Origin of the sequence: Agarivorans sp. DSG3-1 (assembly GCF_046774965.1) — a bacterium.
Lineage (GTDB): Bacteria > Pseudomonadota > Gammaproteobacteria > Enterobacterales > Celerinatantimonadaceae > Agarivorans.
Window position 1 is genome coordinate 1,529,828 of the sequence record NZ_CP177241.1, and the last position, 17,420, is coordinate 1,547,247.

At 45.6% G+C, this 17,420-nt stretch carries 16 protein-coding genes; 9 read left to right on the forward strand and 7 right to left on the reverse strand.

Going from position 1 to position 17,420, the window contains the following annotated elements:
* Positions 1-615: 615 nt before the first annotated feature.
* Complete coding sequence (locus tag ACLD71_RS07175) at positions 616-741, forward strand: hypothetical protein (protein WP_255437773.1); 126 nt, start codon at positions 616-618, stop codon at positions 739-741.
* Positions 742-850: 109 nt separating this feature from the next.
* On the opposite strand, the gene ACLD71_RS07180 is transcribed toward ACLD71_RS07175, so the two are convergent.
* Positions 851-1,735 carry a LysR family transcriptional regulator gene (locus tag ACLD71_RS07180; RefSeq protein ID WP_411993845.1) on the reverse strand — a complete coding sequence of 295 codons (885 nt, stop codon included), beginning with the start codon at positions 1,733-1,735 and terminating at the stop codon, positions 851-853.
* Positions 1,736-1,850: 115 nt separating this feature from the next.
* Between ACLD71_RS07180 and ACLD71_RS07185 the strand changes: the two genes are divergently transcribed.
* From ACLD71_RS07185 to ACLD71_RS07210, 6 genes are all read left to right on the forward strand, one after another.
* Positions 1,851-3,032: an MFS transporter gene (locus ACLD71_RS07185; RefSeq protein WP_411993847.1), complete on the forward strand. Its 1,182-nt coding sequence runs from the start codon at positions 1,851-1,853 to the stop codon at positions 3,030-3,032.
* A 59-nt stretch (positions 3,033-3,091) separates the two neighbouring features.
* Entirely contained in the window at positions 3,092-4,384 is a 1,293-nt protein-coding gene (locus ACLD71_RS07190) for a condensation domain-containing protein (protein ID WP_411993848.1), read from the forward strand.
* 141 nt (positions 4,385-4,525) lie between these two features.
* A complete protein-coding gene (locus tag ACLD71_RS07195) occupies positions 4,526-4,783 on the forward strand; it encodes a GrxA family glutaredoxin (RefSeq protein WP_137672398.1) in 258 nt (85 codons plus the stop codon).
* Positions 4,784-4,957: 174 nt separating this feature from the next.
* Positions 4,958-5,155, forward strand: a complete 198-nt coding sequence (locus tag ACLD71_RS07200) for a DUF4250 domain-containing protein (RefSeq protein WP_235836167.1) — start codon at positions 4,958-4,960, stop codon at positions 5,153-5,155.
* 58 nt (positions 5,156-5,213) lie between these two features.
* Positions 5,214-5,807 (forward strand): hypothetical protein, encoded by a 594-nt coding sequence (locus ACLD71_RS07205; RefSeq protein WP_137672397.1) that lies wholly within the window; start codon positions 5,214-5,216, stop codon positions 5,805-5,807.
* 210 nt (positions 5,808-6,017) lie between these two features.
* Positions 6,018-7,049: a porin gene (locus ACLD71_RS07210; protein WP_137672396.1), complete on the forward strand. Its 1,032-nt coding sequence runs from the start codon at positions 6,018-6,020 to the stop codon at positions 7,047-7,049.
* 174 nt (positions 7,050-7,223) lie between these two features.
* Here ACLD71_RS07210 and argA read toward each other — a convergent pair whose 3' ends face one another.
* Positions 7,224-8,555 (reverse strand): amino-acid N-acetyltransferase, encoded by a 1,332-nt coding sequence (gene argA / locus ACLD71_RS07215; protein ID WP_137672395.1) that lies wholly within the window; start codon positions 8,553-8,555, stop codon positions 7,224-7,226.
* A gap of 182 nt (positions 8,556-8,737) precedes the next feature.
* On the opposite strand from argA, the gene ACLD71_RS07220 reads away from it, so the two are divergent.
* The gene (locus tag ACLD71_RS07220; protein WP_161985097.1) at positions 8,738-9,460 is read left to right on the forward strand and encodes a TetR/AcrR family transcriptional regulator; all 723 of its coding nucleotides are present in this window, start codon (positions 8,738-8,740) and stop codon (positions 9,458-9,460) included.
* Here ACLD71_RS07220 and ACLD71_RS07225 read toward each other — a convergent pair.
* Positions 9,452-9,664 (reverse strand): hypothetical protein, encoded by a 213-nt coding sequence (locus tag ACLD71_RS07225; RefSeq protein WP_137672393.1) that lies wholly within the window; start codon positions 9,662-9,664, stop codon positions 9,452-9,454. The genes ACLD71_RS07220 and ACLD71_RS07225 overlap by 9 nt on opposite strands.
* A 174-nt stretch (positions 9,665-9,838) precedes the next feature.
* On the opposite strand from ACLD71_RS07225, the gene ACLD71_RS07230 reads away from it, so the two are divergent.
* Positions 9,839-10,663 (forward strand): HDOD domain-containing protein, encoded by an 825-nt coding sequence (locus tag ACLD71_RS07230; protein WP_137672392.1) that lies wholly within the window; start codon positions 9,839-9,841, stop codon positions 10,661-10,663.
* Positions 10,664-10,712: 49 nt separating this feature from the next.
* Here the strand turns inward: ACLD71_RS07230 and ACLD71_RS07235 are convergent, their stop codons facing one another.
* From ACLD71_RS07235 to ACLD71_RS07250, 4 genes are all read right to left on the reverse strand, one after another.
* A complete protein-coding gene (locus tag ACLD71_RS07235) occupies positions 10,713-13,859 on the reverse strand; it encodes an efflux RND transporter permease subunit (RefSeq protein ID WP_411993851.1) in 3,147 nt (1,048 codons plus the stop codon).
* Between the two features lie 37 nt (positions 13,860-13,896).
* Complete coding sequence (locus ACLD71_RS07240) at positions 13,897-15,060, reverse strand: efflux RND transporter periplasmic adaptor subunit (protein ID WP_411993853.1); 1,164 nt, start codon at positions 15,058-15,060, stop codon at positions 13,897-13,899.
* Between the two features lie 18 nt (positions 15,061-15,078).
* Positions 15,079-16,482, reverse strand: coding sequence for an efflux transporter outer membrane subunit (locus ACLD71_RS07245; protein ID WP_411993855.1), 1,404 nt, complete (start codon positions 16,480-16,482; stop codon positions 15,079-15,081).
* Between the two features lie 128 nt (positions 16,483-16,610).
* Positions 16,611-17,336, reverse strand: a complete 726-nt coding sequence (locus ACLD71_RS07250; RefSeq protein ID WP_137672388.1) for a glutamine amidotransferase-related protein — start codon at positions 17,334-17,336, stop codon at positions 16,611-16,613.
* Positions 17,337-17,420: the final 84 nt, after the last annotated feature.

Below are 17,420 nucleotides of genomic sequence, written 5' to 3' on the forward strand. Positions count from 1 at the left end.
TTTTCTTGGATACATCCATCTTTATTTGGAATATGGGGTCGTTGTATCGGCAACAATTATCGGACTGTGGTTGTTTTTCGATTTTGTGAAAATAAAGAAGCGCTAAGTCCAGTCTCCACGGGGCTTAGCGATAACTCATTATTTAAGTTTTTTGTCATTAGCGGTTTATTTGAATAAATATTCACATGTGTTACGGCTAGTAAACACTAACTTGTAAGTGATTGATTCATCTATTGTTATTCTCTGGCTATTTAAACAAATATAGCCAAATCTAATTAAACCAAGATCCCTACATATCAATTAGCTATAAGCCATTCTTTGGCGTTTTTTTGTTTTCATTAAGTTATTGATTTTAATGATTAAAAATATTGTCGTTTTTGGCCGACATCTCCAAAGTGGTAAATTAGTACTTCACATTTCTGATAAAAGCCTATAGATTACCTCCCGCAAGACTGAGCTAGATCAAGAAAGAGTGGGCTAAATAGGATTTTTACCGATTATTTCTTGTGCAATTTTTATTCACTAGCTAGCCTTACTTACGCAAGTGGCAATAAGCAAAACATAAGCAGAAATAATACTTTTTTAAACTTGCAACAACCTAGGAGACTTATCTAAATGGAACAAGACCAACAGCAAACGATGCGTTGTTTTGCAACGGGCAAAGGCTTTTTTGTACGCCTGCCTATCAGTGAAGACATTGAAGCAAAAGAACCTGAATCAGATGTTGAAGCGGCCGAGTAAACTACGCTGTAGTTGCCTTTTAAACTCGTGACTTAATATTTACGCTTGTTACATCCTATAAACCGCTAGCCTAAACGCTAGCGGTTTTTTTATGCCCGAAGGCAATTTGCTAATGTGTATTTTGAATTTGTTGACGCAGGTGCTGCAGAAAAGCACTGATATTGGGGTTTTCAAAGCGATGCGCTGGGTAATAGGCGCACACGGTGCGTTGCTCCGACAACAAACCCGGCACCACTTCAACCAATTTACCGTCTATTAACTGTTGCTGAACTAAATCTTCGGAGACCAATACCACTCCCATATGGTGTACCGCTGCCTGAATAGCTGCCAGCGGGTCGTGAGTGATGAAACGAGAGGCTTGGTTTAATATTGTGCCGTCGTTAAATTTTACCCCTCCGGAGCGTATTTGCCCTTGTACTAATAACAGCGGAAGTTGCTTGAGTTGCTTGGCATTTTCTACTGGACCATGAATAGACAAAAAACGTGGGCTGGCGAAGCACTTCACTGCGTAGTCAAATAAATGCAGCATGCGATAACTGGTGCTGTCGAAGTTGTCTATTTGCCGACTGATAACAATATCTAAGGATAGATCGGGAATCACTCCTGGCTCTATTTCTGATAGCTCTACTGTTAAATGTGGATGCATGGGTAAGAAGGTGGCGATAATGGGGGTAACAAATAGGCTACCCGACACAGCAGGAGAGCCAATGCTTAAGTTGCCAGTTAATCCTTGGGTGGAGGGACCCAGTTGCCGACGCATGTTGTCGAACTGACTTAACCAATCACAGCTTTGCAAATAGAACCGTTGGCCTTGTTCGGTGGTGCGTACCCGCCGAGTGGTGCGTAATAGTAGTTGGCTGTGTAGCTGAGACTCTAACCATGATATACGCTTGCTACAAGACGATGTAGTTATGTTGAGCTGGTGAGCTGCTTGTACAAAGCTATTGCTTTCTACTACTGCTACATAGGTTTGCACTACATTTAGCCAATCCATTACTGGGCTCCTGTTTGATTGTTTCCCGTAGGGAAATAAATCATGTCTTTAATGAATGATTATCCGCGCTTAGCAATAAATTACAATAAACTCGCTGATGTATTGGAGTTTGTTAGTGACTTATTCGCGTATTCCCCTGTTGTTCTCTATTGCCTTTATTGCCTGTTCTCAATTAACCAACGGCTTACTTACCCCTGCGCTACCAGAAATGGCGCAGCACTTTGCGGTAGACGAGCATTTAGTACAGCGGCTTATTGTGTGTTTCATTTTAGGTTTAGGCATCTCTCAGCTGTTTTATGGCCCGCTAGCCGACAGTTATGGCCGTCGTCGTATATTCTGGCTGGGGCAAAGTATTTTCTTGCTGGGCAACTTGCTCACTTTTTTAGGCTTAAATAACCTTAACTTGTTGTTGGCGGGAGTCATGATTCAAGGTTTGGGCGCTGGCAGTAACCAAATTTTGGCGCGCTGCTTGATTAGCGATAGCTACCGCGGAAAACATCTTAAAAATGGTTTTGCTTGGTTAGGTATGGCTGCGTCGGTGATTCCGGTTTTAGGGCCCGTCATTGGCGGTATTCTTACGGCTTACTGGGGCTGGCACTATCTGTTCATTATTATCGGCATTGCTGGCGCGAGTTTAATGATTATTGCTGCTAAGTTGCTGCCCGAAACCCAAGCCGAGCGCGGCCCGCCGTTACAGGTTAAGCGGGTGGTTAACGATTACCTAATACTAGCCTGCGATAGCAATTTTGTTCGTTACTCCAGCTACGGGTGGATCGCTAGCATTGGTTTGATGTACATGATTAGTAGCGCTCCGTTTATCTTGCAGCATGATTTTGGCTTAAGCGCCGACGACTTTGGTTTAATGATGATTATTCCTGCTGGCGGGCTCGCGCTTGGTAGCGCCTTTACTCGACGATTCACCGGCCGTTGGCCAGAGCAGCACATACTGGGATTTGCGTCTTGCTTGCCGTTTGTCGCGGCCTTTATTTTGGCTACTCAAGCGCACTCTTTAGCGTGGGTGGTAGTGGGTATGGCGATGATAAGCGTGAGTGTCGGGGTTATTTATCCTATCTCACAAGCTGGCTTGTTTGGTTTGTTTCCAAGCCAAGCGGGCGCAGTGTCTGCGTTAAGTGGTACCACTCAAATGACCTTAACCGCTATCGCGGTGGGCGGTTTAACGACCTTGTTGGTGCCAAGTCCCGATGCGATGGCGATCATATTTAGCATCATGGGTGTGGGTTTAATACTAAACATGGTGATCCAGATACTAAAAGTGAAAGTCCCATCTATGCAATGATGAGCCTTGTTAGTCGCTTAGCTGCAGTTGTAGTTAAGTAAATCAACAAAGGAGCATTGATGACGATTCGCCCTTTAGGTGTAACTGAAGCTTTATTTGCCGAACTCACTAGCACCGGCGCTATGTTAGTGGTGAATGCAGTATGTGTGAGAGGGCAAATCAACCCGGCTCACATTGCGCATATTCATCAATTATTGCAGCAGCGCCACCCATTGCTATCGGTATGCCTTTCTCAAGTTGATGAACAATGGCAATGGTTGCCGAGCTCAAAACCGCCGAGTGTTGAGGTGATTGAGTTTAACGGCGACGACGCAGTGTTTCCGCAATTTCTCACTGAACATATGCAGCAGCAAACCAATACTCCCTTAAGTGCGTCTGGTTTGCTTTGGCGGGTGAGGGTGCTGATAGGTGCAGAGCAGTCAGCGCTTATTGTAAGTATGCACCACAGTATTTGTGATGGTTTATCGGCCACGGCTTTATTAGCCGAGTGGTTAGAGCGGCATCAGCAAGTGGCCGAGCAACAGGCGCCGCAATTTGTTCCCTTTGCTATTCGCCAGTGTGTACACCATGCCATTCCTGATATTGACTTATCTACAGGTGAAAGTCCTTTTTGTTCACCGATTACACCTGAGCAGACAAGTGCTTGGCTTAGCCAAACCAGCCCACAAAGCATGCAGCAAAATAAACTGGCGCTGCTGGCCTTTAGCCAGCAACAAACTACTCAGCTTCTAGCGTTGGCGCGAGAGAATCATGTGAGCTTGACTATTTTGCTGTACACCGCGGCCGTTGAAACCGCCTTAGCATTAGCTAAATCAAACACGACTTTGGTTAGCGCAGGCGGAAATGCTAACGTGCGGCCAATAGTCGAGCCTCCGGCAGATGAGCATGAGCTAGCGTGTTACGTATCGATGTTCTCTTTTGCGGTAGATTGTTCCGCAGAGCAAACCTTTTGGCAACGCGCCCAGCAAGTTAATGCGCTATATCAGCAGCAAGTAAATACCGGGCTGCATTTAGTCTCTTGTAGCGATGAATGGTGGCAAGCTCAAGCGCCGCGCCGAGCGGATGACGATATGAAGCAAGTGGCGGGGCGCTTTAATTGCTTACACTTGTCTAACCTTGGTAACATCGCCCCTTTATTCGCCCAGGCAAGCGCTACTGCATTGGTTCCGCAGCAATATTACTTTACCGCTGCTCAGCATCTTATTGGCGCTATATTCTGGTTGGGTTCGCAAAGTTTGGCCGGTGCGTTAACGGTTACCATTAACTGCGTAGAACCGATGATTAGTGCAGAAATGCGCAACAACTTTGTTGAGCAGTTTAAGCAGTGTTTGTTAGCAATGTCTGATGGATAGAGCAATGAAAGAAACTAATCAGTACGCAGGTCTATAGAGTTTGATAGTTGTTGCCTATCGCTAACAACGAAATATTCAATTTTTTAATTTAATGCTTAGCCGTTATAGTAAGCCCAATTCACGTTATTCTGGAGTTTAACAATGTTTGCAGTAATTTTTGGTCGTCCGGGTTGCCCTTATTGTGTTCGTGCAAAACAGATTGCTGAACAACTTAGCGAAGCACATGAAGACTACAGCTTCCGTTATGTTGATATTCATGCTGAAGGTATTTCTAAAGCTGATTTGGAAAAAACCGTAGGCAAACCTGTAGAAACAGTACCGCAGATTTTTGTTGATGAGACACACGTGGGCGGCTGTACAGAATATGAAGCATTAATGCGTGAGCAATTTGATATCTAATTGCTAAGTAAGATGTAGTTAAAGCCTGGCCTTGGTCAGGCTTTTTGCGTTTTAAGGCTGGGTAAATAAAAACGTACAGCAGATTAGGCAAATGCTAGGTTCAAAATTTGTCACCCTTGCTGCTTTTTTAGCTAAGCTCAAATTAACTCAATACCATTTAATACTCGGGAGAGAATGATGGATGCTAGCTACATGTTAAACCTAGAAGCCAACATATTATTGGGCATTGTGAACGAAAAGTTACGCCTAGAGTGCGATAGCTTGGAAGATCTCGCCTTAACGTTTGGCCTTGAAGAGCGATCTTTAGCGCGCCGTTTAGAAACTATTGGTTATCACTATAATGCGATAAGTAACCAGTTTAAGCAGATTTGATCTTGGCTTAAGTGACTGAATGTTAGACACTGTTGATGTGTCTAACAGGAGGTTACCGATGCTAAAGAAAGGATGTTTTTTACTTGCGTGGAGTATTTCGCTACCGGCTCTGGCCGATCTTAGTATTGGAGCGGGTTACACCTTTGGTGGTGAAATGACCGATCTTGATACAGAAGAAACCTACTCGGTGCGTTCTGCGCCTTCTTATATGGCGGCTTTTGATTTTGCCACCACCAGTGGTGAAAACCGCAAGCGCGAAACCTACGACAATTACGTTGGGGCTTTAGTCTCTTGGCAAAACACCGAGATGAACGACAACGCCAACACCGACGTTGACGTATTGTATGCTCACCTAACCGCCTCTCGCCGTTGGCAGTATGAGAATTTTGAAACCTTTGCTAGTGGTGGTGCCGGTCTTACCCATTTTGCTGCAAGCCCTGGCAGCGACACCCAGCGTTTTTCTATTAGCATTGGTGGTGGTTATTTTTATCACCTAACCGAGAACCTCGATTTAAAACTAGAGGGGCGCTTGTACGGCACCTTTGTAAACGATGGCACCAAAATAGAATGTGGCCCCGGATGCCAAGTGACCTTCGTTGGCGGTTATTGGTCGCAATTGGGTCTTAACATGGGCTTGAATTACCGTTTCTAGGTGTTTGAATCAACCGCGTTTTATTCTGCATGCGTTTAATTAACTTGAGCATTAACTAAATAAAATGCTTAATAATTAGTCGCTTGCAGAACTTTCCTTAAAGTTCCGCTGTCATTAATCTTTAATGTTTCAGTCACCTCTCTGTCATTTACCAGTCCTAAGATTTGTTCAACTTTTACTTGATACAGTTCACATTTTTTAGGGATTAAAATGAAAAAGCTTACTCTTATTGCTATCGCAGTTGCCGCTGCTTCTGGTTCAGCTAACGCTGCTAAAGTATACGAAGACGAGAAACACGCTGTAGACCTATATGGTCGTATTTACGCGGGTTACACTGCTGGTGACGACGCTGGTAAGTCTGATAACTTTGGTGCAGATCAATACGTACGTTTTGGCGCTAAAGTTAAATCTATGATTGGCGCGTCAAACTATGCTTTAGGTCGTTACGAGCTACAAATGGAAAACAACGGCGAAGGTGACAACACTTCAGCAACTAAAGCGCGTTTAGCTTACGCTGGTTTTGGTGGCGACTTCGGTGAAGTTACCTTTGGTCGTAACTACGGTGCTCTAGAGTTAGTCGCTGACTGGACTGATTCAAGCTACGTTAACCCATACGGTAACTCTGCTATCGGCATCAGCTCTAGCCGTGAAGAAGGTATTGGCCGTTCAGACAGCGTTCTTAAATACGCGGGTGAATTCAGCGGTTTCGATATCCACGCTTCTTACAAGTTTAACGACAACCAAAAAATGGAAGATGCTGATGGCAACCAAACGGTTGACGCAGACAACTCTGCTTACGGTATTGCTTTAGCTTACACTTTTGATTTTGGTCTTGGTCTAGGTGCGGGTTACAACATTGCTAACAATGGCGAAGCAAAAGACAGCAAGCTAGCGTTATTGGGTGTTAACTACGACGCAAATGGCGTTTACGCAGCAGCTAACTACTCGATGGGCGAAAACAACAAAGCATTTAAACTTCACGGTTCAGATGCTAAAAACGAGCACACTGGTTACGAGCTAGTAGCGGGTTACAAGTTCACTAAAACCTTCCGTGCGCAAGCGATGTGGAACAAAGCTGAAGTTGAGCCACAAGGCGGAGCTAAGTACGACAACGTTGATTACTACACAATTGAAGGCCGTTACGACCTAACTAAGCAATTGCGTATCGTTGCTGCTTACCAAATCAACAACATCGACAATGCTGAGAACGAGTTCCACTTCGCAGCACGTTACGACTTCTAAGACAGATATAACACACGCTAAGCGCCTAACTTAGCGTGTTCCTTATTTTCTTGTGTATGTTTGTCTTTTGCCAGCGCCTTTATGGCGCTGGCTTTTTATTTTGTACAGATATACTCAGCATAAAAAAACCACTCACAGTGGAGTGGCTTTTTAGTGTGAGTGGCCGACAGCGAGTTAGCGCTCAACATCCATAATTAAAATTTTAGAGCGTCGCTGCAGGTTATAAATAGCCTGTTTCTCGGTGGGTAAGTCTTCGAAATCAGCGGGGCTAAAACCACGCTCCCTGAACCAATGAATACTTTTAGTTGTGAGCACAAACAATTTTGCTAAACCCTGTTGACGGGCTCGATTAACAATGGCTTGAAGTAGTCGATCACCCCGGCTCGCTTGGCGGTATTGCGGATGACTAACTAAACACGCTAACTCACCCACGTTTTCATTATTGAAAGCGTACAATGCAGCACACCCAATGATCATGCCGTCGCGCTCAACAATGGTAAATCGCTCAATTTCCATTTCTAGTAACTCGCGGGAGCGCCTTACCAGTATGCCTTCTTCTTCCAACGGGCGAATCAGCTCAATGATGCCATTAATGTCATCCAATCTCGCTTCTCTAACTCGCTCATAACTATATTGCACCAGCTGAGTGCCACTGCCGTCACGGGTATAGAGCTCTTTTAGCAACGCGCCGTCTTGCTGGTAACTGACTAAATGACAGCGGTCGATACCTCGGTCACTGCATTGAATGGCCGCCCGCAAATAACGCAGAGTGTCTTTGTCGGTATCACGTAAAAAAGGCTCTGAGCGCATTAGCTCGTTGGCCGCATCAGGCAATAGTTCGCTAATCAACAGGCCTTTGTCATTGTGAATACCTTGCTCGGGACTGAAGTAAATTACTTTATCTGCTTTCAAAGACACCGCTATTTCGGTGGTGATATCTTCCGAGCAAATGTTAAATAGCTCGCCGGTTACCGATACTCCTAATGGAGACACCATGACTATTTCGCCATGGTCCAGTTGGCGTTTAATACTTTGGTGGTTAATGCGGCGTACTTTTCCGGTATGAAGAAAATCAATGCCATCTTCAATACCAATTGGTTGCGCGACTACAAAATTGCCACGAACTACGTTGATATGGGCTTGATGTAAAGGAGAGTTAACCAAGCCCATCGATAGCTGAGCTTCAATATCCATTTGGATTTGACCGACCGCTTGCTTAATGATGTTTAAGCTGCGCTCATCGGTGATCCGCTGCTCGCCAGCAAACATGCAGCTGTGGTGGTGCTCCTCGATTAAACTGTCTATTTGCGGGCGGGCGCCACACACCAAGACAATTTTCACACCAAGAGTTTTGAGCAAGGCAATATCTTGAATAATGTTATTAAAGTTGGCGCTAGTGCTAGCTTCCCCGCTTAACATCACTACAAAGGTTTTACCGCGATGAGCGTTTATGTAAGGAGCCGACTGGCGAAACCAGCTGACTAAATCTTCGGCAGAGCGGTTCAAATTCTTCTCCGTGAATAACTAAACGTAAGATTTGACTTGTTAGTCAAATATTCGGTTATTGTTGCATATCCATCAACATTGTCGAGCAATAACTTTTTCTCGATGACAAATCTTATACATATGTTATGGCCAATTCAGTTGTGTACTATCGCGAGGTAGAGTATAAGCTGCTGTATCATTTAATGACTACCTCAGTATATGTTGAGGTAGCAGGTAAAAATGGAATAAATTTATTACGAGAGGTATTTATGGATAACTATGTCGTACCTGAGCATTTGGCCATGCGTAAGCAACCTAGCCAAGAGCGTACCAGACGACTAGTGGAACACATCTTAGACAGCACCTTGTCTTTGATTCAAGAGCAAGGGATGGCTGCAGTAAATACCAACTTGATCGCCCAACATGCAGAAATCGATATTGCTTCGTTGTACCGCTTTTTTAAGAATAAAGAGGCCATCTTTTTTTCGTTGGCTTTGCGCTGGTTTAAAAAGGTTCAAATTGTGGTGGAAGATGTAAACTTCCAGCAAACTCTAGGCAATATCGTAGAATATCCAGATAGTGCCCAAAGCAAGATAAACGCTCTGGATGAAACAGAAGTGATGTTAGTGAGTTTTCATGAATTGTTTACTCATGATAAAGACTTTAAGGCGCTTGAGAGCTGGCACCGAGTGATAGTGATAGAGCAAACTAAGCGCTCATTTATCAGTCATGGCTCGAAGTGGGATGATGAAGCCTTAACCAGTGTCTGTTTGTATTTGTACGGGCTTACTCGCAATTTTATGGCGGGTACCATAGGGTTTTCAGCAGAAGAGCATCACCACCAGTTCACTTGGTTTCAAATCATGCTGAATCAATTACGAAAAATGGTATTGCTAGAAAAAGTACCAGAGAAGTTTTTACGCTAGGGCATTGCTCACAATATGTGCTTGGTTGGTAGTAGGGTACTCTTGCTCATCAACTAGGCGCTCTGCACCCAAGCAATGTAACCAAGACCCATAATCTAAGGTTTTGTTTCCTAATATTAATTCTTTTAAGACCTGTTCTGATAAACCTTGAGTAATAGGTTTACAGCTGGGCCAAGATTTCCTGTCATTTTGTGCGATCGTCACTGTATTTTCTACGCCTATAAGGTCAAACTGTTCTGCATATAAGATTCAGTGTGGGTCAATTTGGCGATAAACAAGCTCACTTGTTTAGTCTATGTGAATTAACGCTCAATTTTTGACCAGGTAAAGAGTGAAAGCATGCAGTGCTTCACACTATTTTTTTTAGGAGAGTTGTCCATGGAACTGGAAGCCTTTTTCCAGCAGGTAAAAAAACTGCCAGTAATGCCGCAAATTATGCAGGAATTACTGACAAGCATTAATGATGAAAATGTCGATCTTCACCATTTGGGTAAAAAGCTGGCGACCGATCAATCCTTGGGTGCGAACGTATTAAAAATGGCTAACTCAGCGGCGTTTCGTGGGGTTAAGCAAATTGACTCTATTGAAGCGGCCGCTATCCGCTTAGGTTTAAAACGGGTTCGCTCACTGGTAGTGGCTGCGGGCTTAAATGGCATGATGCCGAGCAAAAACTTCGACCAACAACAGTTTTGGGGACAAGCCATGTACGTGGCGTTGTTAGCGCAAGCATTAGCTAAAAGTACCCATGTTGAACCTGAAACAGCCTTTACCTGTGGCATGTTACATAACTTTGGTGAGCTGCTGATTGCCAGTGCAACGCCTGAAGAAGCAGGGTTAATTGAGTTGTGCCTAGAAACAGGCGAAACGCGGGTGTCGGCACAGCGTAAAACCTTGGGTTTAGATTATGCGCAAATTGGTGGCGAATTAGCGCGTCGCTGGAATTTCTCACCGGTGATTACCGATGCCATTGAACAGCAGTTAAATCCAATGGACTTTGATGAAGTGTCTAAACCCGCGGTGTTAATCCGTTTGGCGATATTCGCGCATCATGCCTTAAACGCCGGTCTCAGTGCCGAAATGGTAGGTAAAAACTTACCTGAGCCGCTATGTGAAGTGGTTGAGTTGGATAAATCTACCGTAGCTAGCTTTATTGAAGAAGCGGTAGAACAGGGCGAAGCAATGGTTGCTACCACGACTGCCTAGATTCAAACAGTTTGTTAAAAAAGGGGTTAGCTTAGCTAACCCCTTTTTGTTAGTTGGCGGTTTTTTCAAAGCCTTTTAGCCACCACAGCTTAAAGCGGCGTAAACCCGCCTTGGCATCTTCCAGCAGTAAGTAGTTAACTGGCACAATCAGCAGGGTGATGCTGGTAGCGAAAATAATCCCAAAGCCAAGTGATACCGCCATGGGGATTAAAAACTGCGCTTGGGTACTTTTTTCAAAAATTAACGGCATTAAACCGGCAAAGGTAGTGAGCGAGGTAAGAATTACCGCTCTAAAACGGGCCACGCCTGCTTTGGTTACCGCAGTCATTAGGTCTACGCCTGCCTTGCGTTGGCGGTTTATATAGTCCACTAATACCAAGCTGTCGTTCACAACTACTCCGGTTAGCGCCAGCATGCCCATCATACTCATAATGGTTAGTGGCATGCCCATAATCATATGACCAAGTACCGCACCAACCGCTCCGTAAGGAATAATCGACATCACCACTATGGGTTGCCAATAAGAACCAAAAGGAATCGCTAGCAGGCCGTAAATAACAAACAGTACAAACAATAAACCCAAGGCCAAACTGGTAAAGGATTCTCGTTGCTCTTTGGCTTCGCCTTCTAAGCTGAAGTTAATCTGTGGGTAAGCCACTAAGGTTTGGCTTAACCATTGCTGCAGTTCGGCCTTAATCACCTCAATATTAGCCTGCTCTTTGTTTACATCGGCGCGAATGTTTTGGGTTCGCATACGATCGATGCGAGTAATGGTTGCCGGGCTTTGCGAGGGAATCACGCTAGCTACTTCGCTAAACGGCAGTTCTGCACCATCGGGAGTGCGAATTAGCATGTTGTTTAAGTTGTATTGAGAGCGCCGTTCATTGGCGGGGTAGCGTACATATACTTTCACGTCTTCGCGACCGCGTTGAATACGTTGTACTTGGTAACCAAAAAATGCACTACGTACTTGTTGAGCAAGGTCGTTTAGGGTTAAGCCAAGTGCTTGCGCTTGGGGTTTAATGTTTAACTGCAGCTCCAATTTTCCATCGGCTAAGCTGTCTTCTACATCAAACACCGCTGGGTACTCTTGCAGCTTTTGCTTGGTGAGATCGGCCACCTGCGCCATTGCAGCAAAATCGTTGCTACTAAACTGCACATCTAAAGGTGAACCACCGCGACCAATTTCAGCACGAAAAGTGAGGCTTTCCGCGCCAGGTAAAGATCCAATAAGCTGGCGCCATTCTCGCACCAAATCACCACTACTTATGGTATTGCTGCGCGACTCCGGAGGCTCTATTTCAAACACGACTCGGCCTTTGTTACTTTGGCCGCTGTCCGAGCCACCGCTAGATCCACTGGTGGCTAAAATGTTGAGGATGATACTGTCGCCGCTGTCGGGGTCGCGGTACTTGTCTTGCAAGTCTATGGCGGCATCTAACATGCGATTAATGTAATTGTCGGTGGTATTAAATGCTGTACCCGCCGGCATCACCAAAGTGGCGCGGGCGGTTTCGCTGGGTACTCTTGGGAAGAAAATAAAGCGCACCCAACCGGCAGTGGCTAGCGATAGCACCACCACAAATACGCTGATCGCAATAGCGGCAGACAATACTCGGCGAGATAACGCGCGTTTTAACAGTGGTTGATAGAACCTAAGAATGGCCGCTTCAAATCCTTCGGCAAGTTTATTTTGCCAGTAACTAAAGCGGCTTTGGGTTTGTTTGTTCACCGGTTTTATGTGTTTTAAGTGCGCCGGCAAAATCAGTTTCGACTCAACTAAAGAGAACATCAGTACGGGGATAACAATCAGTGGAATTTGTGCAAAAATTTTGCCCCTCACTCCATCTATCATCATTAGCGGGAGAAAGGCCGCTACAGTGGTAAGTACGCCAAAGGTTACCGGTATCGCGACTTCTTGGGTGCCCTTAATCGCGGCATGTAAGGGTTCTTCTCCGGCTTTCAAGTGGGTGTAAATATTCTCGCCCGTCACAATGGCGTCATCCACCAAGATCCCCAGCACCATAATAAAGGCAAATAGGGAGATAATATTTATCGTTACATCCATGGTTGGCATCATTAGCAAGCCGCCCATAAAGCTAATGGGAATACCAATACATACCCACACCGCAATGGCGGGGCGAAGAAATATAGCCAAGAGTAGCGCGACTAAAATACAGCCCTGAATGGCACTATTTTTAAGGGTGTTTAAACGCGCTTTCACCACTTTGGCGCTATCTCGCCAATAGTTTAGTGCCAGCCCTTGTGGCAAATAAGGCTGTTTATTGGTGATGTATTGTTTTACCGCATCGGAGATGGCAATCGCACTTTGGTCACCTACGCGATAAACCTCTATCATTACCGTGGGTTGTTTATTAAAACGGTTAATAATCGGCGTTTCTTCAAAGCCGTCTACCACTGTTGCTATATCAGATAGCTTAATGCGAGTACCATCGGCGCGGCTAATGATCAATAAGTCGGCAAATTCATCACCCACATAAGCTTGGCCTTTGGTGCGCAGTAAAATTTCGCCGCCTTGGGTTTTCACTGAACCTGCCGACAAATCTAAAGAGGCTTGGCTAATAATTTGCGCCACTTTGCTCAGCTCTAAACCATATTCTCGTAGTTTTTGCTCCGACACTTCAATGGAGATTTCGTAGGGCGCTACCGAATCCAACTCTACTTGGGTTAGCTCAGGGAGTTGTAACAACTCGTCACGAATGGATTCGGCGACTAAGCGCAGCTCTTTATGCGCAATGTCGCCCGATACTGCCACGGTAATCGTTTCACGTTTGCGTTGGCTTAAGCTCACTACCGGGCGTTCGGCGTCACTGGGGAAGGTATTTACCGCATCAATGCGCGATTTAATGTCGCTCATTACATCGCGAGTATCGTAGTGAGAGTTGATTTCAGCACTGACCCGCGCAGCATCTTCTTGTGAAACAGACGATATTTGCTCGATGCCTTCAATGTCGCTAATCGCTTCTTCAATGCGAATGGCGAGGCTTTCTTCGCTTTCTTCTGGGCTTGAACCGGGCAGCGATATGCTTACGTTTACCATGTCCAGTTCAAACTCTGGGAATACCTCTAAGGGCAAACGAAACTTTGCCGAGTAAAGTCCTAAACCAACAATTAACACCATCAGCAAGTTGGCGGCAACATGGTTACGCGTAAACCAGGCGATTAATCCATGCATAATAACATCCTAGGTAAAGTAGCTAAGAGGTGCATGGTTAGGCTCCTATCGGCTTGGCAGGAGTGCCGCTTATCACACGCCCGAGTGGCGTAGTAACTAAGGTTTGTCCGGCACTTATACCGCTTTCTACAATGTAGCTATCTTGGTCTTGCCAAATAATGCTTACGGTTTTGCGTTGCAATAAACCGTCTTCCAAAATAATTACCTGTTGGCCTGAATACAGAGCGCTGCGCGGTATTACAAATACCTGCTCTAGGGTTTTACCTTGAATGGTGGCTCGTACAAATTGGCCGATTTTAAGAGAAGGCTTGTTCTCGTTGGCAGGGCCGTAAGGATCGTTAATTTGTGCCACTAGGTACAACTGACGACTGGCACTGTCTAGGGCGGCTTCACTGCGCTCAACTTGAGCGTTCCACTGATACTCATGCGCGCCAAAGTTAGAGCGTAAACTCACTTGCGGTTTAACCACATCAGCGTTTGAACGACGGAAGTTTTCAGGAATATTCAACACACTTTGCTCATTCAAACTCAGTGGCAAGCGTACTTCTAAATAGTCGATGGCGTAGCTGCTGGCGAGCGATTTACCGCTGCTCACGTATTCACCCAATTCCGCACTTTTTTCTAAAACTCGCCCGGCATAGGGGGCGCGAATAACGGTGCGCTCTAAATCTAATTTGGCCTTGGTGAGCTTGGCCTTGGCCGAGGCTAATCCCGCTTCTTGGGCTGCCAACTGCGGTTTGCGTAGCACCAAATCGTTGGCGGGTTTACCTTTGCCTAGGCGTTTCCAGTCGCGTAAGGCTTGTTCCACTTTGGCTTGTTCTTCGGCCAGCAATAGCTGAGTTGACTGCAACTCTGCTTCGGCAATGGTGATGGCATTTTGGTAGTCACGGGCATCAATTTTTACCAGTACCTCGCCTTTTTCGAAAAAAGCCCCTTCACGAAAACTGTCTGATACGTAGGTAATGCTGCCGGCAACCTGAGCAATTAAACTGGCTTCGGTATGTGCTTGTACGCTGCCGTAAGAGTTAACTTTTGCTTGATAGCGTTGGGTGGCTAGTGGCATCACTTCTACCGCCAGCTCAGCTAGCTGGGCTTGAGGTTTGCGCTGAGCCTGAGGTTTGTTTGCCTTAATGTATTGGCTTATCAGTAAACCAATGATGATCACCAATAGAGGCAAGCTAAGACGTATCAGTTTGGCCATATTAGGCGTAACTCCCTGTTAAAATAATGGCTCTGAGGCAAAGGCCTCTCGCGTAGTTTGGGCTTGGTTTAAGCCTCCACCTAGTGCCAGGTAAAGCTCAATACGGTTTTGTAACTGCAAGTTTAAGGCGTTAATAGCACTGCTACGCGCATCAAAGGCGCGGCGTTGCGATTCCAACACTGTGACATACTCATTTAAACCCGCCAGATAGTTTTCAAAGGCCAATGACTCGGCTTGTTTAGAATCTTCTGCAGCAGTGGCGAGTAGTTGGGCATTTTGATACAGGCTGGGTTCAAGGTTTAAGCTTTGCTCTACTTCAGCAAAGCTATTTAATACTTGTTCTACATAAGCGGCATTGAGAGATTGAGCTTTCGCGTATTGCTGCAGTTGTTGATTCTCGCGGCGGGCAGCGTCAAAAATGGGGGCTGTCACCCCAGCAAACAAAGACCACACCAAAGATTCTGCATCCAACAGTTGCCCGAGTTGGTCACTTTGGCCACCACCACTGGCGGTAAGCGTTAGGCTAGGGAAGCGATCTCGATACGCGGCATACACTCGTAAATCGGCAGCCGCCAGTTGGTATTGCGCGGCTTTAATGTCGTGCCGTCGATTAAGCAACTCTGAGGGAACACCCGCTGGCATTGCCGCCAGTGGCACATCTAATACGCCGTCTACTTGAATAAGACCACTGGGGTAGCGGCCTAACAACAACTCCAACTCTCGTTGGGCTTGGGTGAGTTGGGTGGTTCGTGAATTTAACTGGGCGCGAGCAGCGCTTAAATCTGCCCTGGCAAGGTATACATCTAACGCACTGTTAAGGCCGCCTTGGTAGCTCTCTTCAATAATTTGTAAATTGGCTTTTAAGTTATCGTAACGCTCGGCAATTAGTTGCTTTTGTAGCTGAGCTTCTATCACGTTATACCATTGTTGAGCAGTGTTGGCGGCTAAGCGAATTTGAGCTTGTTGCCACTGTTCAAAGCTGACTTTGGCATCTAATACTGCAGCTTGTTGGCGCGCATCTAGCTTGCCAAGCCAGTCGATTTCCCAGCTAAAATCTAAACCCACGCTAAACTGACTGGCGCTATCGTTATTGGTTCCGCTACGTTGGCCACTTACAAAGGCGTCAATGCTGGGCCACTGCTGAGCATTTTGAATTCGAATTTGATAAAGCTGCTGGTCTAGGGCAAAACCTTGTTGTTGCAGTTGCGGGTTACTGCGTAATGCTTCTTTAAGTAGCGGTTGGAGTGAAGGAGGCAGTGCTTGCTCAAAGCGTTGCTCGGTAAACTCGCCTTGCTGAAATTGGCTGGTCCAACTGCTTGCCGCCAACTCACCAGAGGGCTGGTGCTTCGGGGTATCGGTCATGCTGCAACCGGTTAAGGTGGCAAGTAGTGCTGGTATCCAAACCCATGCAGCCAAGCGCATTGCTGTTCCTTTGTCTATTTCCCTACAGATGGTGTTATTTAACGTTGCTTAGCCAGTGATGTCGAGTGCAGATTATTGCTTTTACCTTAATTTACAGTCGCTTTGGTTTTTATTCCAAAGCTAGGTGCTTATTGCAACTTATACATTTGCACTATCCAATCGAAAACCGAGTCTGCATTGAGCGGACGTTTCAAACTTGTTTTAGCTAGAACGAACTGGGTAGGGGATAAGATCATTTGTCGTTTATCTATTAGTGCTGCGGCGTAGTCTGGCGCAAATTCGGGATGACCCTGAATAGCCAAGATATGCTGGTCTATTTGGTACATAAAGTTAGGGCAAAAATCACTGCTGGCCAGTAACTCTGCTTGCGGAGGCAATTGAGTCACTTGATCTTGGTGGCTAACTAAAATACGAAACGGTTCGGCTTTGGCTGTGTCCTCATCCTCAAGCGAGGGGCTGACCCAAGACGGTTTTTGTAACAAGTTGTTGGCCGCGACACCTAAGCCCCATCCTTTGGCAGACTTCTCTACTTTACCACCTAAAGCACGGGCGATAATTTGATGCCCAAAACAAATGCCCGCCAAGGGGCGTTGTAATTGTTCACACTGTTGAACCCAGCTTACTAATTGCAAAATCCATGGTTGTTGGTCGTAGGCGTTATGGCGGCTGCCGGTAATTAAAAATCCATCAAACTGATTCAATTTCGGTAATTCGTTGTTGAGCACGTCAAACACGTCGAATTGTAGCTTGCTGTCTTGAGCCAATAGATGCTGCTTAAACATGTCGGGATATTCGCCAAATTCTTCAACTAATTGGCTGTCAACTCGGTCGCAATTAAGAAGCGCTATTTGCATAGTAAAAACCCAGAAAAAGCAATGTGTATAAAAACCAACTGTTAAATAAACTGTATCAAGTATGGAATGATTATCTATTTTTGT

What these genes read in the sequence shown, in the direction of transcription:
- ACLD71_RS07175 (WP_255437773.1), top strand. Translation starts at nt 616, where the DNA reads ATGGAACAAGACCAACAGCAAACGATGCGTTGTTTTGCAACGGGCAAA.
- ACLD71_RS07180 (WP_411993845.1), bottom strand. Translation starts at nt 1,735, where the DNA reads ATGGATTGGCTAAATGTAGTGCAAACCTATGTAGCAGTAGTAGAAAGC.
- ACLD71_RS07190 (WP_411993848.1), top strand. Translation starts at nt 3,092, where the DNA reads ATGACGATTCGCCCTTTAGGTGTAACTGAAGCTTTATTTGCCGAACTC.
- ACLD71_RS07195 (WP_137672398.1), top strand. Translation starts at nt 4,526, where the DNA reads ATGTTTGCAGTAATTTTTGGTCGTCCGGGTTGCCCTTATTGTGTTCGT.
- ACLD71_RS07200 (WP_235836167.1), top strand. Translation starts at nt 4,958, where the DNA reads ATGATGGATGCTAGCTACATGTTAAACCTAGAAGCCAACATATTATTG.
- ACLD71_RS07205 (WP_137672397.1), top strand. Translation starts at nt 5,214, where the DNA reads ATGCTAAAGAAAGGATGTTTTTTACTTGCGTGGAGTATTTCGCTACCG.
- ACLD71_RS07210 (WP_137672396.1), top strand. Translation starts at nt 6,018, where the DNA reads ATGAAAAAGCTTACTCTTATTGCTATCGCAGTTGCCGCTGCTTCTGGT.
- ACLD71_RS07220 (WP_161985097.1), top strand. Translation starts at nt 8,738, where the DNA reads ATGACTACCTCAGTATATGTTGAGGTAGCAGGTAAAAATGGAATAAAT.
- ACLD71_RS07230 (WP_137672392.1), top strand. Translation starts at nt 9,839, where the DNA reads ATGGAACTGGAAGCCTTTTTCCAGCAGGTAAAAAAACTGCCAGTAATG.
- ACLD71_RS07235 (WP_411993851.1), bottom strand. Translation starts at nt 13,859, where the DNA reads ATGCATGGATTAATCGCCTGGTTTACGCGTAACCATGTTGCCGCCAAC.
- ACLD71_RS07240 (WP_411993853.1), bottom strand. Translation starts at nt 15,060, where the DNA reads ATGGCCAAACTGATACGTCTTAGCTTGCCTCTATTGGTGATCATCATT.
- ACLD71_RS07245 (WP_411993855.1), bottom strand. Translation starts at nt 16,482, where the DNA reads ATGCGCTTGGCTGCATGGGTTTGGATACCAGCACTACTTGCCACCTTA.
- ACLD71_RS07250 (WP_137672388.1), bottom strand. Translation starts at nt 17,336, where the DNA reads ATGCAAATAGCGCTTCTTAATTGCGACCGAGTTGACAGCCAATTAGTT.